General features: G+C 64.6%; 11 protein-coding genes. 9 read left to right on the forward strand and 2 right to left on the reverse strand.

Annotation, left to right across the window (positions count from 1 at the left end; genetic code table 11):
- The first annotated feature begins 5 nt into the window (after positions 1 to 5).
- Together cyoE and PQR42_RS27540 are read left to right on the forward strand one after the other, a co-directional pair.
- Positions 6 to 911, forward strand: a complete 906-nt coding sequence (gene cyoE, locus PQR42_RS27535) for a heme o synthase (protein WP_408389075.1) — start codon at positions 6 to 8, stop codon at positions 909 to 911.
- A gap of 4 nt (positions 912 to 915) precedes the next feature.
- Positions 916 to 1533, forward strand: coding sequence for an SCO family protein (locus tag PQR42_RS27540; protein WP_408389073.1), 618 nt, complete (start codon positions 916 to 918; stop codon positions 1531 to 1533).
- A 67-nt stretch (positions 1534 to 1600) separates the two neighbouring features.
- Here PQR42_RS27540 and PQR42_RS27545 read toward each other — a convergent pair whose 3' ends face one another.
- Positions 1601 to 1891: a YciI family protein gene (locus PQR42_RS27545; protein ID WP_408389071.1), complete on the reverse strand. Its 291-nt coding sequence runs from the start codon at positions 1889 to 1891 to the stop codon at positions 1601 to 1603.
- A gap of 256 nt (positions 1892 to 2147) precedes the next feature.
- Here PQR42_RS27545 and PQR42_RS27550 point away from each other — a divergent pair, with 256 nt between their 5' ends.
- Positions 2148 to 4031, forward strand: a complete 1884-nt coding sequence (locus tag PQR42_RS27550; RefSeq protein ID WP_408389069.1) for a methyl-accepting chemotaxis protein — start codon at positions 2148 to 2150, stop codon at positions 4029 to 4031.
- 251 nt (positions 4032 to 4282) lie between these two features.
- Positions 4283 to 5095, forward strand: a complete 813-nt coding sequence (locus PQR42_RS27555; protein WP_408389067.1) for a MetQ/NlpA family ABC transporter substrate-binding protein — start codon at positions 4283 to 4285, stop codon at positions 5093 to 5095.
- 12 nt (positions 5096 to 5107) lie between these two features.
- Here the strand turns inward: PQR42_RS27555 and PQR42_RS27560 are convergent, their stop codons facing one another.
- The gene (locus PQR42_RS27560; RefSeq protein ID WP_408389065.1) at positions 5108 to 6034 is read right to left on the reverse strand and encodes a bifunctional helix-turn-helix transcriptional regulator/GNAT family N-acetyltransferase; all 927 of its coding nucleotides are present in this window, start codon (positions 6032 to 6034) and stop codon (positions 5108 to 5110) included.
- Between the two features lie 372 nt (positions 6035 to 6406).
- Between PQR42_RS27560 and PQR42_RS27565 the strand changes: the two genes are divergently transcribed.
- From PQR42_RS27565 to nagE, 5 genes are all read left to right on the forward strand, one after another.
- The gene (locus PQR42_RS27565; protein ID WP_408389063.1) at positions 6407 to 7141 is read left to right on the forward strand and encodes a GntR family transcriptional regulator; all 735 of its coding nucleotides are present in this window, start codon (positions 6407 to 6409) and stop codon (positions 7139 to 7141) included.
- Positions 7142 to 7242: 101 nt separating this feature from the next.
- Complete coding sequence (gene nagA, locus PQR42_RS27570; protein WP_132376141.1) at positions 7243 to 8346, forward strand: N-acetylglucosamine-6-phosphate deacetylase; 1104 nt, start codon at positions 7243 to 7245, stop codon at positions 8344 to 8346.
- Complete coding sequence (locus PQR42_RS27575; RefSeq protein WP_408389139.1) at positions 8339 to 9346, forward strand: SIS domain-containing protein; 1008 nt, start codon at positions 8339 to 8341, stop codon at positions 9344 to 9346. Before nagA ends, PQR42_RS27575 begins: the two co-directional genes overlap by 8 nt.
- Positions 9347 to 9384: 38 nt before the next feature.
- Positions 9385 to 11949, forward strand: a complete 2565-nt coding sequence (ptsP, locus tag PQR42_RS27580; protein WP_408389061.1) for a phosphoenolpyruvate--protein phosphotransferase — start codon at positions 9385 to 9387, stop codon at positions 11947 to 11949.
- Between the two features lie 110 nt (positions 11950 to 12059).
- A complete protein-coding gene (nagE, locus tag PQR42_RS27585) occupies positions 12060 to 13835 on the forward strand; it encodes an N-acetylglucosamine-specific PTS transporter subunit IIBC (RefSeq protein ID WP_408389059.1) in 1776 nt (591 codons plus the stop codon).
- The last annotated feature ends 15 nt before the right edge of the window (positions 13836 to 13850 follow it).

Consider the following 13850-nt stretch of genomic DNA (forward strand, 5'->3'; position numbering starts at 1 on the left):
TCCACATGGACAGCACAACACTCTCCCAAACGCCCGGTAGCCGGGTCTCCCAGTACATCGCCCTGACGAAGCCGCGCGTCACGCAACTCGCCGTGTTCTGCGCCGTCATCGGCATGTTCCTGTCGACGCCCGGCATGGTGCCTTGGACTCCCCTGATCGGCGGCACCGTCGGCATCTGGTTACTGGCCGGCGCGGCGTTCGCCATCAATTGCCTCGTCGAGCAGAAGATCGACGCCAAGATGCGCCGCACCTCGTGGCGCCCGTCCGCGCGCGGCGAAATCACCACCACGCAGATTCTGCTGTTTTCGGCCGTACTCGGCGGCCTCGGCATGTGGACGCTCTACACGTTCGCCAATCCGCTCACCATGTGGCTCACGCTGGCCACGTTCGTCGGCTATGCCGTCGTCTATACGCTGCTGCTCAAGCCTGCCACGCCGCAGAACATCGTGATCGGCGGCGCCTCGGGCGCCATGCCGCCGGCGCTCGGCTGGGCCGCGGTCACCGGCCACGTGCCCGGCGACGCCTGGATCCTGGTGCTGATCATCTTCGTGTGGACGCCGCCGCATTTCTGGGCGCTCGCGCTGTATCGCCGCAAAGACTACGAAAACGCCGGCCTGCCGATGCTGCCGAACACGCACGGCGAGAAGTACACGCGCCTGCATATTCTGCTGTACACGGTGATCCTGTTCGCGGTCACCATGATGCCCTTCATCTCCGGCATGAGCGGCGTGGTGTATCTCGCGTCGGCCGTGTTACTGGGTGCCGTGTTTCTTGCCTATGCGTGGAAGATCTATCGCGAGTACTCGGACGATCTGGCGCGCAAGACCTTCCGTTATTCGATCGTCTATCTCTCGCTGCTGTTCGCCGCGCTGCTGATCGACCACTATGCGCGCGTCCTGATCGGCGCGTAATACCATGCTCAATAACCGCTTCGCGCGCACGGCGCGTGCTGCTGTGATCGCTTGCGCGCTCGGTGGCGCCTTGCTGGTCGCAGGCTGCGGCAAGCAGCCGCCGGCGTTCCAGAATCTCGACATCACCGGCAATACCCAGTTCGGAAGCAACTTCTCGCTGCCCGACACGGCCGGCCACATCCGCACCTTGGCGGATTACAAGGGCAAGGTGGTGGTGCTGTTCTTCGGCTACACGCATTGCCCGGACGTTTGCCCGACCACGATGGCCGAGCTCTCGCAAGCGTTGCAGCAACTCGGCCCCGAAGACGCGAAGCGCGTGCAGGTGCTGTTCGTCACCGTCGATCCCGAGCGCGATACGCCGACCTTGCTCGCGCAATACGTGCCGGCGTTCAACCCGACGTTCGTCGGCTTGCGCCCGGCCGATCAGGCGCAACTCACCAAGATCACGAAGGACTTCCGCGTCTACTACGCGAAGGTGCCGGGCAAGACGCCTGACAGCTACACGATGGATCACACGGCAGCGAGCTATGTGTTCGATACGGACGGCAAGCTGCGTCTGTTCGCGCGTGACGGCCAGGGCGCAACGCCGTGGGTGCACGACATCAAGCTGCTGCTCGACTGACACGCGCAGCAGTAAGGGCGCGTGTCGTATCACGCGTCCGTTTTCAAATTCCTCCGCGCTTCAAGACTCAAGCCGGCATCGGCAAACTCAATCCGGGCGCTAGCCGCGTCGCCTTGAACTCCGTCACCTCGTAACGCGCAAGGTTTTGTTGCGCGAACGGGTCGTTGGCGAGAATCTCATCCAGCTTATCGCGCTCGATGCGCACCGCCAGAATGATGCCGCCGTCGCGCGGCACTTTCGGTCCGGCGGCGATGAACACGCCCGCTTCGAACTGTTGCGTCAGAAACGCGCGATGGGCTTCCAGCGCGTCGTCGACGCGTTCGAGCGGTGCGGTGTAGATAAGGTCGATGACGTACATGGGCGTTCTCTCCAGCAATGGAATGTGCCGCTAAAACGTGCGGCCGCAGCCTCGGATTATCGGTCAGAGAACGATTCGGCGTGCGCGATCAGCCTGCACGCACGCCGCATTCGCCAGGCGGCTGGTTTCCTTACAGTGTCTCTCAAGTTGGCCGTTTGTCTTGCCGTTATATCGATAGCAATCGTTTGCGCGCGATACGTAGTCGCGCGCTTGCGACTGCGAACGGAACACGAATCACACGAGAGAGACCACAACAATGAGCAGGATGAGTTTGAATCGCAAACTATGGCTGTCGCTCGCGCTCGTCTGGCTGGGGCTGCTGGGTGTCGGGCTGTGGAGCGCGGTCGAAACGCGCAGCACGATGCTGGCCGAGCGCAAGGCGGGCATGGTGAATCTGGTCGATGCCGCGCAGGGCGTCGTGAACGGTTATTACGCGCTCTCGCAGAGCGGCAAGCTGAGCGAGGCCGATGCGCAGCGCGAAGCGCTCGCCCGTCTCGCGACCATGCGCTATGGCGAATCCGGCTATCTGTTCGTGATGGATTCGAAGCCCGTCGTGCTGATGCATCCCACGTTGCCGCAAATGACCGGCAAGCCGGTCGGCGACTTCAAGGACCCGGACGGCAAGCTCCTGTACGTGGCGATCGTCGACGCGGCCAAGGCAAGCGGCCGCGGCTTCGCGGAATATCGCGGACGCCTGCCGCACAGCGAAACGGCTGTGCCGAAAATCAGCTACGTGGTGCGTTTCGCGCCGTGGGACTGGAACATCACGAGCGGCGTGTTCATCAAGGACATTGACACTGTTTACTACGAGACGCTGCTCGGCCACCTGGCTGTGGTGCTGGTCATCGGCGCGATCATCTCGCTGGCGATGGTGCTGATCATCCGCAACGTGCGCGCGAGCCTCGGCGGCGAGCCGGACCAGGCGGCGCGGCTTGCGGCGAGTATCGCGCAAGGCGATCTGACGCAAGTCGTCGACGTTCGTCCGCAGGACAAGACCAGCATGATGGCGGCCATGCATGAAATGCAAAACCGGTTGCAGCGGACCATCGGCGAGATTCGTCGCTCGGCGGAATCCATTGCGTCGGCGACGCAGCAGATCGCGGCCGGCAACGGCGATCTGTCGCAGCGCACCGAGCAGCAGGCGGCTTCGTTGCAGGAGACGGCGGCGAGCATGGAAGAGCTCACCGCGACGGTCAAGCAGAACGCCGACAACGCGCGGCAGGCGAGCGGACTCGCGCATAACGCGTCCGAAATCGCAACGCGCGGCAACGATGTGGTGAGCCGCGTGATCGGCACGATGGGCGAGATCAACGACAGCTCGCGGCAGATCGCGGACATCATCGGCGTGATCGAAGGCATTGCGTTTCAGACCAACATTCTTGCGTTGAACGCGGCCGTGGAAGCGGCGCGCGCCGGTGAGCAGGGGCGCGGCTTCGCGGTCGTCGCGGGCGAGGTGCGCAGCCTCGCGCAACGCTCGGGAACGGCGGCGAAGGAGATCAAGCAGTTGATCAGCGCATCGGTCGAGCGCGTGCACAACGGTTCGACGCTGGTGCAGCAGGCCGGCACAACGATGGGCGAGATTCTGCAGGCGGTGCAGCGTGTCACCGACATCATGGGCGAGATCGCGGCGGCATCCGAAGAGCAGAGCAGCGGCATTTCCCAGGTCGGGCGCGCTGTCACGCAAATGGACGAAGTGACGCAGCAGAACGCGGCGCTGGTCGAGCAGGCGGCGGCCGCGGCGGCTTCGTTGCAGGATCAGGCGGGGCGTTTGCGCGACACGGTGAGCGCGTTTCGCGTGAATGGCGCTGAAGGCGCCGCGCCGGGTTCGGCGGCGGTCGCGGTGCGTAGAGTGACTGCGACGGTGGCGACCGCGACGGCTGCGGCGCCGCAAGCAGCCGCAGCGGCAGCGGCAGCGCGCGAAACCGGCGCGGCATCGCACTCTGCGTCGGCATCGCCGCGCGCGGAGCCGAAGCTGTCGGCACCTGCAAGGACGTCCACCGCGTCGGCTTCGGCATCGACCCGAGTCTCGGCATCGCCCGCGCATCTTACGAGCGCCAGGCCTGCCGCGACAAACGCGCCACGCGCATCAACCGAGGCAGTAAGAGCCACCCCGCCGGACGACGACTGGACCACCTTCTGATTCTCCGCTGGAGCGACCGCGTGCCTCTCATGAGCACGCGGTCCCGCGCCGTTCAAGGCGCATAACCATATGCGATCGTGATATTTCCCATCTCGCTGGGACTATGAGACCATTTCAGGTCCAGTTGGCGGCACATCGTCAAAAGCAATGTCCGCCGCCGGCTTCCACCCGAATCTGACACCGATCAGAAGTCGATGAGCCGTCGATCAAGTCACCGATCAAGCCATCGATTAGAAACAAGCGAGAATCACATGCAGCGCAGAAACATCCTCAAAGCCCTCTCGGCAGTCATCGCCAGCACGGCGATCCTCACCGGCTTCGGCGCGCACGCCGACGACAAAGTCATCAAGGTCGGCACCATCGGTGGCCCGGACGCGCAAATCTGGGAAGTCGTCACGAAAGTAGCGAAGCGCGAAGGCCTGAACGTGAAGGTCGTCGAATTCAACGACTACGTGCAGCCGAACGCCGCGCTCGACGCCGGCGACCTCGACGCGAACAGCTTCCAGCACCAGCCGTACCTCGATAGCCAGATCAAGCAGCGCGGCTACAAGATCGTCAACGCCGGTCTCACGTACATCTCGCCGCTCGGCATCTATTCGAAGAAGCTGAAGTCGCTGAAGGATCTGCCACAAGGTGCGAAGGTCGCGGTGCCGAACGATCCGTCGAACGAAAACCGCGCGCTGCTGTTGCTGCAAACGCAAGGCGTGATCAAGCTGAAGGCCGGTGCGGGCACGAACGGCAATAACGCGACGCCGCTCGACGTCGCCGACAATCCGAAGAAGATCAAACTGGTCGAACTCGACGCCGCGCAACTGCCGCGCTCGCTGTCGGACGTCGACGCCGCCGCGATCAACACGAACTTCGCGCTGGCCGCCGGCCTGCAACCGACCAAGGATGCGATCGCGCTCGAAGACGTGCATAGCCCGTACGCGAACCTGATCGCCGTGCGCACGCAGGACAAGGACAAGCCGTGGGTCAAGAAACTGGTTGCTGCTTACCAGTCGGAAGACGTGCGCCAGTTCATCAAGACGCAGTTCAAGGGTTCGGTGGTGCCGTCGTTCTAAGCAAATACGTTTCTACAAGCCCAATTCCCATCGCTCGACCGTCAGGTCCTTGCCGAAACGGCGCTCAGCCGCGGTGCCGGCAAGCCTGAACCCGGCGCGCTCGCACAGGCGCCGCGGTTGTTCGAGCGACGCGGCCGTTGTCAGCGTGAGCTTCGTATAGCCCGCACGCCTCGCAAAGCGCACGCATTCGCTCAGCAACTGCGAGCCGATCCCCAAACGCTGCACATCCGGCTCGACCCACAGGAGCCTCACGCCTGCCACCGTCGTCGACACGCCGACGATGCACACCGAGCCGACCACCACCCCTTCCTGATCGGCGACCCAGCACATCTCCCGCACCGGATCGTTGCGTTGCGTGTAATCGGCGACAACTCGCGCAAGCAATCCCTCGAACGATTGATCCCAGTCGTATTGGGCGGCAAACCACTGCGCCTGCCGATGCACGAGCCAGCCGCATTCGCCTGGGCGCGGCTGGCGGAGCACCACGAGTTCGTGCCTCGGCATGTCGCCGAGCAGCCGCTCGATGATCTTCATCGCGGCGATCAACTGATCCTGGGAGAGGGCGGTGAGGCCGGCAAGCAGCGTCGACACTTCTTCGATCGCCGCGTTATCGAGCGGTGCGTACGCTGCGTGACCGCTGTCCGTAAGCGCGATCAGCGACTGGCGCGCGTCCGTCTCGGACGGGCGGCGCGTGATCAGATCGCGTCGTTCGAAGCTGGTCAGGAGACGACTGAGATAGCCGCTGTCGAGACCGAGGGACCGCCCGAGCACCGAGGCCGTTTGCGCACGTCCGCGGGAGAGCTCGTGCAGTACGCGCACCTCGGTCAGTGAGAACGCGCTCTTTGCCAAATGCTCATGCAGTGCGCCGATGTGTCGGGTATAGAAGCGGTTGAAATGGCGGACGGCCTGAGCGCGCCGCAGCGCCTCGGAATCTGTCAAATGCTGCTCCCAGGGGAATTGTTATAGCTTGCTACCCAGCACTATATTGGAACGAACCCCTTTACAAAAGCCACGCCGGCAAAGGGTCGATCGGCACTGGTATTAAAAAGGTATCGATCACGGCCAAGATGTCAGCGTGTTGAAACCACGTTTGAGCCCGCAGGCGGCTTTCCGAAGCCCAGTGCGGGTAAATCCTGGGCTCCAAAAACTGCTCTCCAGTGCCTCCGTATGCCCCTCTAAGCCTTGTTCAGCAAGGCTTTGCGCCGGATCATACCAGCATGGAACCAATCCGTTGACTGGTATTATGTTGGTTATATAATGGGCTCTCATTTTTCGTAGGCCTTACCTTTTCGCGACGGCCGCCGGAGCCCCATGGAAACTCTCTGGTCCGCACTGATGCCTGACGCCCGCAACGTCACGCCGCTCTATTTGCAGCTCGCGCGCAATCTTGCGACAGCGATCCACTGCGGCGTGTGGTCGGCCGGTGAGGCGCTGCCCTCGGAGCGCACGCTCTCGGACGCGATCGGCGTGTCGCGCATCACGGCGCGCAAGGCGATCGAGTTGCTGGTCGAGCAAGGTTTGATCCGGCGGGCTCGCGGCGCGGGCAGCTTTATCACGCCGCGCGTCGAAGACCCGCTTTCGCGGCTCACCGGTTTCACGAAGAAGATGCAGCAGCGCGGTTTCCGGCCGGATTCGGTGTGGCTCGAGCGCGATATCCGCGCCGCCAACCGTGACGAGCTGGTGCACCTCGGGCTGTCGCCCGGCGCGGCGGTGACGAGTCTACGGCGCTTGCGGCGCGCCGATGGCATCGTCATGGCGGTCGAGCATTCGGCGTTGCCGGCGGCGATCGTGCCCGATCCGCACGCCATCGGCGACTCGCTTTACAGCTATCTCGAACGCCGTGGCGCCGCCGTCGTGCGCGCCTTGCAACACTTCCGCGCGGTCAACGCTTCGAGCGAGATCGCTTCGTTGATGGACATCGAACCGCGCTCGGCGCTGCTGGTCATTACCCGTATCGGCTATAGCGCCGACCAGCGCGCAATCGAACTGACCGATACGTATTGCCGCGACGATTACTACGACTTTGTCGCTGAATTGCGCACCTGAGCTGACCGGCTGAGCCCGTGCGCGAAGCCCGCAAGTTCAGATGCGGCGCAGGAAAAGCGCCATTCAGCCACGCCCCGTATCACGCCTCACCAGAGAGACTCATGCTGACCGGAAACATACTCACCACCGATGGGTGGATTCACGGCACGCTCGAATACGAAAACGGCCGCATCACGGCGCTCACCGGCGAACGCGTCGATCCGTCGACGAACGACGCGCCGTACATCCTGCCCGGCTTCATCGATCTGCACGTGCATGGCGGCGGCGGCTCGGACGTGATGGAAGGCGGCAACGCGATCGAAACCATCACGCGCACGCATGCGCGTTACGGCACGACCAGCCTGCTCGCCACCACCATGACGGCGCCGCGCGACGAACTGATGAGCGTCGTCGCGGAGCTGGGCAACAACGCGCGAATCCGCACGCCCGGCGGCGCGCGCGTGCTCGGCGTGCATCTGGAAGGGCCGTACATCAACCCCGGCAAGCTCGGCGCGCAACCGGACGCGGCCGTCTCGGCGGTGATGGACGAAGTGCTGAAGTATCTGTCCATCGCGCCGATTCGCGTGGTCACGCTGGCGCCGGAAATTGCCGGCCATATGGAGATCATCTCCGAGATGGCGGCGCGCGGCGTGCGCGTGCAACTGGGCCATTCGCTCGGCACCTACGACGACGCCGTCGCCGCGCTCAAGCACGGCGCCTGCGGCTTCACGCATCTGTTCAACGCCATGTCGCCGCTGCACCATCGCAATCCAGGCCTGGTCGGCGCGGCGCTCGCGCACGCCGAGTTCGCCGAAATCATTCCCGATCTGCTGCACGTCCATCCGGGTGCGATCCGCGCTGCGTTGCGCGCGATTCCGCGTCTCTATGTGGTGACGGACAGCACCTCGGCCACCGGCATGCCGGACGGCGAATACCGCCTCGGCAGCCAGCATGTGACGAAGTGCCTCGGCGGCGTGCGTCTCGCCGACGGCACGCTCGCCGGCAGCACCCTGACCATGGATCAGGCGCTGCGCAATCTTGTGTCGATCGGCTTGCCGATCGCCGATGTATCGAACCGTTTGTCGCGCTACGCCGCCGACTACCTGGGCATTGAAGACCGCGGCCGCATCGCGCGCGGTGCATGGGCCGATGTGGTCGTGTTCGATCGTGAACTGGCGTTGACCGCGACTTACGTCGAAGGAGAAGCAATTGTCGAATATGCTTAAAGAGGCGCTGGCGTCCGCTGAAACGGTCGCCGCGCAGCTCACGGATACCTCGCGCGTCGAGGCATTGGCGGCGAAGCTTGCACAGCAGCCGCGCCATGTCGCGCTGACGGTCGCGCGCGGCAGCTCCGATCACGCGGCGAGTTACTTCGCCAGCCTGACGATGAGCCGCCTCGGCGTGCCGGTCGCCTCGCTGCCGATGTCGGTCGCCACGCTGCAACAGGCGCCGCTGCAAGTGCGCGATCAGCTCGCGCTGGCGTTCTCGCAATCGGGCAAGAGCCCGGATCTCGTCGGCACGATGGAAGCGCTGCGCCAAGCCGGGGCACTAACTGTCGCCGCCGTGAACGTGTCGGGCTCACCCTTGGCCGACGCGTGCGAATTCGAGTTGCCGCTCGAAGCCGGTCCGGAACTCAGCGTCGCGGCCACCAAGAGCTACATCGCGATGCTGTCGATTTCCGCGCAGCTCGTCGCGCATTGGCAGAACGACGCTGAACTGCTCGCTGCGTTGAGGACGCTGCCCGAAGCACTGCGTACCGCGGGCGAACTCGACTGGTCGACCGCCGTAGAGGAGTTGCGCGGCGTCGAACGCATGATCGTGATCGGCCGCGGTCTCGGTCTTGCCATCGCGCAGGAAGCCGCGCTGAAACTGAAGGAAACCTCCGGCATCCAGGCCGAAGCATTTTCGAGCGCGGAAGTGCGTCACGGTCCGATGGAACTGATCGACCGCGACTACCCGCTGCTGGTCTTCGCACCGCGTGGACCCGAGCAGGCCGGCTTGCTGCAACTCGCGCGCGACATGAAGGCGCGCGGCGCCCGCGTTCTGCTCGCGGCGCCGGCCGACGTGCCGGAAGCCACGCTGCCGCTTGCCACCACCGCTCATGCGGCGCTCGATCCGATCGCCGCAATCCTGTCCTTTTACGTGATGGCCGCCGGCCTTGCCGCCGCGCGCGGGCGCAATCCCGATGCGCCGCGCCATCTCAACAAAGTCACCGAAACTCACTGACGAGAAATCAGATGCGACGTGTCGAGGAGTCCCGCTTGATGAGCCATTCTGAAGGCCATATTGTTTTACTCGCGCCCATGACCGGTCCGGTCGTGCCGCTCGCGAACGTGCCCGACCCTGTGTTTTCGGGCGGCATGTTCGGCGACGGCATCGGCATCGATCCGCTCGAGGGCCGACTCGTCGCGCCGTGCGACGGTACTGTCACCCATCTCGCGCGCACCGGTCACGCCGTGACGCTGGCCACCGCCGAGGGTGCCGAGATTCTGCTGCATATCGGTATCGATACGGTCGAACTGAACGGCAAGGGCTTTGCGCCGATGGTCGCTCAAGGCGCTCACGTGCGCGCCGGCGACGTGCTGATCGAGTTCGATCAGGATCAGGTCGCGCTGAATGCGCCGAGCCTCGTGTCGGTGATCGCGATTGCCAATTCGGATGCGTTCGAGATCGTCGAACGCGTGCAAGGCGGCGTGCTGAAGGCGGGTGAAACGCCGTTGCTGGTGCTGCGTGCGCGCAGTGGTGTGGCGGCCGAGGCCTCGCGCCAGGCGAGTGCGACGAACGTGACGGAAGAAGCCCGTCAGCAAGTCACGCTGGTCCACGCAGGCGGTCTGCATGCACGTCCGGCGGCGCGTGCGCGTGAAGCGGCACGCGGCTTCGATGCACGCGTGGAAGTGCGTTACGAAGGACGCAAGGCGGCGATCGAAAGCGTGGTTGGTTTGCTGGGCCTCGGTGCAGGCGAAGGCGCGACCATCGAGTTGCTCGGCGTCGGTCCGCAAGCAAAAGCTGCGATCGAAGCGATCGCGCATGAACTGACGCGTGAAGCACACGGCGAAGTCGAGGAAAAACCGGCACGTCAAAGTTCGCCGGCGCCGCAAGCGGTCGCGCATCCGGCCGGCGAAGCGCTCGCGCCGAATACGCTCGCCGGTGTCTGCGCGGCGCCGGGCGTCGCGGTCGGCAAGCTGGTGCGCTGGGACGACGCGGACATCGATCCGCCCGAAAAGGCGAGCGGCACGTCGGCTGCGGAGAGCCGCCTGCTCGACAAGGCGATTGCCACCGTCGATACAGACCTCGGCACGACCGTGCGTGACGCCTCGCAGCGCGGCGCAGTCGGCGAAGCGGGCATTTTCGCGGTGCATCGCGTGCTGCTCGAAGATCCGACGCTGCTCGACGCCGCGCGTGATCTGATCAGCCTCGGCAAGAGCGCCGGTTTTGCGTGGCGCGAAGCAATCCGCGCACAGATCGCCATCCTGACGAATATCGAAGACGCGTTGCTCGCGGAACGTGCCGCCGATCTGCGCGACATCGAAAAGCGTGTGCTGCGCGCGCTGGGTTACACGAACGCCTCGGCGCGTACGCTCCCGGAAGAAGCCGTGCTCGCGGCTGAAGAGTTCACGCCGTCTGATCTGTCCACACTGGATCGCTCGCGTGTCACCGCCTTGGTGATGGCACGCGGCGGCGCGACCTCGCACGCCGCGATTCTCGCGCGCCAGGCGGGCATTCCCGCGCTGGTGGCAGTCGGCGACGCGCTGCATGCGATTCCCGAAGGCACGCAAGTGGTGGTGAACGCCACGACCGGCCGCCTCGAATTCGCGCCGACTGATCTCGACGTAGAACGCGCGCGCACAGAGCGCACGCGTCTCGCCGATGTACGCGAAGCGAATCGCCGCACCTCGCAGCAAGCGGCGGCCACGTCCGACGGACGCGCAATCGAAGTCGCCGCGAACATCGCCACGCTCGACGACGCGAAAACCGCCGTCGAAAACGGCGCCGATTCCGTCGGCCTGTTGCGCACCGAACTGCTGTTCATTCACCGCGCGGCCGCACCAACCACGGACGAACATCGTCAGAGCTACCAGGGAATTGTCGATGCATTGAGCGGTCGCACCGCGATCATCCGCACGCTGGATGTCGGCGCGGACAAGGAAGTCGACTATCTGACGCTGCCGCCCGAACCGAATCCCGCGCTCGGCTTGCGCGGCATTCGCCTCGCGCAAGTGCGCCCGGATCTGCTCGACGATCAGTTGCGCGGTCTGCTGGCGGTGCAGCCGCTCGGCGCCGTGCGCATCCTGCTGCCGATGGTGACCGACGTCGGCGAACTGATCCGTATCCGTAAGCGCATCGACGAATTCGCGCGCGAGTTGGGCCGCACGGAGCCGATTGAAGTCGGCGTGATGATCGAAGTGCCGTCGGCGGCGCTGCTTGCCGATCAGCTGTCGCAACACGCGGATTTTCTGTCGATCGGCACCAACGATCTGACGCAATACACGCTCGCCATGGACCGTTGCCAGGCTGACCTGGCCGCTCAGGCGGACGGCTTGCACCCGGCCGTGCTGCGCCTGATCGCAGCCACCGTGCAAGGCGCGGACAAGCACGGCAAATGGGTCGGCGTGTGCGGCGCGCTTGCCGGCGATCCGCTCGCCGTGCCGCTGCTCGTCGGCCTCGGCGTGACCGAGCTTTCGGTGGATCCGGTCTCGGTGCCGGGCATCAAGGCGCGGGTGCGCAACCTCGATTATCAGCTGTGCCGTCAACGCGCCCAGGATGCCCTGGCGCTCGAATCGGCACAGGCGGTAAGAGCAGCAAGCCGCGAAACCTGGCCTTTGGACTGAACCCCACACGGTCCGCAGCCAGCTTCGCTCAGTCATTACACGTAGCTACAACACTCAACGACGCCGTTTAGCCACGGCGTTCAACGACGAGACAAGGATTGGAGGTATCAATGGATGGGAATCCGTTTCTGAAGATTCAGCGCCTGGGACGCGCGCTGATGCTGCCGATTGCGGTGCTGCCGGTTGCCGGCTTGCTGCTGCGCCTCGGCCAACCCGATGTGTTCAACATCAAGATGATCGCCGACGCCGGCGGCGCGATCTTCGACAACCTGCCGCTGCTGTTCGCGATCGGCGTGGCGGTCGGCTTCGCGAAAGACAACAACGGCGTGGCGGGTCTGGCGGGCGCGATCGGCTATCTGATCGAAGTCGCGGTGATGAAGGACATCAACGACAAGCTCAACATGGGCGTGTTGTCCGGGATCGTGGCGGGTATCGTCGCGGGCTTGCTGTACAACCGATACAAAGACATCAAGCTGCCCGACTACCTCGCTTTCTTCGGAGGGAAACGCTTCGTGCCGATTGTCACGGGGGTGGTCTGCCTCGTGCTCGGCATAGCGTTCGGCTACGTGTGGCAACCGGTGCAAGCTGTGATCGATACGGCCGGCCACTGGCTGACCACCGCGGGCGCGCTCGGCGCCTTCGTGTTCGGCGTGCTGAACCGCTTGTTGCTCGTCACGGGTTTGCATCACATCCTCAATTCGCTGACGTGGTTCGTGTTCGGCACGTTCACGCCGCCGGGCGGCGCCGCGGTGACGGGAGACCTGCACCGCTTCTTCGCGGGCGACCCGACTGCCGGAACCTTCATGACGGGCTTCTTCCCGGTCATGATGTTCGGCCTGCCGGCTGCGTGTCTCGCGATGTTCCATGAAGCGCCGAAGGAGCGCCGCGCGGTCGTCGGCGGCCTGCTGTTCTCGATGGCACTGACGTCGTTCCTGACGGGCGTGACCGAGCCGATCGAATTCAGCTTCATGTTCCTCGCACCGGTGCTGTACGTGATCCACGCGCTGTTGACGGGCCTCTCGCTCGCCATCTGTTCGGCGCTCGGCATTCACCTCGGCTTCACGTTCTCCGCGGGCGCAATCGACTACGTGCTGAACTACGGTCTGTCGACTCGCGGCTGGTGGGCGATTCCGATCGGCGTCGTCTACATGGTGGTGTACTACGGCCTGTTCCGCTTCTTCATCCGCAAATTCAACATGGCGACGCCGGGCCGCGAACCCGCCGCCGCCGATGAGCAAGTCGACTCGTTCGCCGCGGGTGGTTTCGTTTCGCCGGTCGCCGGTGCGGCTGTGCCGCGCGCGCAGCGTTATATCGCTGCGCTAGGTGGCGCGTCGAATCTGTCGGTAGTGGATGCTTGCACGACGCGTCTGCGTCTGTCGGTGGTCGATTCGAACAAGGTCTCCGAAAACGAGCTGAAGACGATCGGCGCGCGTGGTGTGCTCAAGCGCGGCTCGACCAACGTGCAGGTGATCATCGGACCGGAAGCGGACATCATCGCGGACGAAATTCGTACGGTGATCGCGCAAGGCGGTGGTGATGTGGTGAAGCCGACGGCTTCCGCTGCGGCTCCGGCTGTGGCGGCCGCGCCGGTTGCGGCAGCGGGTGCTCACGGTAGCGGTCCGCTCGATCCCGATCCGCTGCGCTGGCTCGCCGTGTTCGGCGGCGCGGACAACGTAGTGTCGCTGGATGCGATTGCGGCCACGCGTCTGCGTATCGTCGTGCGGGATCCGTCGTCGGTCGATCGTCAACGTCTGGCGACGCTCGATACGGCATGGATTTCCGCGGACACGTTTCATATCGTCGTCGGCGATGCAGCGCAACGCTACGCTGAAAAGCTGGCGACGCGCACGACGCAAAGCGGCGGTGCAACGCCTTTGCCGGCATGACGCAGTGCTGAAGCA

Source organism: Paraburkholderia sediminicola (assembly GCF_046027355.1).
In the GTDB taxonomy this organism is placed as follows: Bacteria; Pseudomonadota; Gammaproteobacteria; order Burkholderiales; family Burkholderiaceae; genus Paraburkholderia; species Paraburkholderia sediminicola_B.

Coding starts and splice junctions, on each gene's coding strand:
- cyoE (WP_408389075.1), top strand. CDS start 6: ATGGACAGCACAACACTCTCCCAAACGCCCGGTAGCCGGGTCTCCCAG.
- PQR42_RS27540 (WP_408389073.1), top strand. CDS start 916: ATGCTCAATAACCGCTTCGCGCGCACGGCGCGTGCTGCTGTGATCGCT.
- PQR42_RS27545 (WP_408389071.1), bottom strand. CDS start 1,891: ATGTACGTCATCGACCTTATCTACACCGCACCGCTCGAACGCGTCGAC.
- PQR42_RS27550 (WP_408389069.1), top strand. CDS start 2,148: ATGAGCAGGATGAGTTTGAATCGCAAACTATGGCTGTCGCTCGCGCTC.
- PQR42_RS27555 (WP_408389067.1), top strand. CDS start 4,283: ATGCAGCGCAGAAACATCCTCAAAGCCCTCTCGGCAGTCATCGCCAGC.
- PQR42_RS27565 (WP_408389063.1), top strand. CDS start 6,407: ATGGAAACTCTCTGGTCCGCACTGATGCCTGACGCCCGCAACGTCACG.
- nagA (WP_132376141.1), top strand. CDS start 7,243: ATGCTGACCGGAAACATACTCACCACCGATGGGTGGATTCACGGCACG.
- PQR42_RS27575 (WP_408389139.1), top strand. CDS start 8,339: ATGCTTAAAGAGGCGCTGGCGTCCGCTGAAACGGTCGCCGCGCAGCTC.
- ptsP (WP_408389061.1), top strand. CDS start 9,385: ATGAGCCATTCTGAAGGCCATATTGTTTTACTCGCGCCCATGACCGGT.
- nagE (WP_408389059.1), top strand. CDS start 12,060: ATGGATGGGAATCCGTTTCTGAAGATTCAGCGCCTGGGACGCGCGCTG.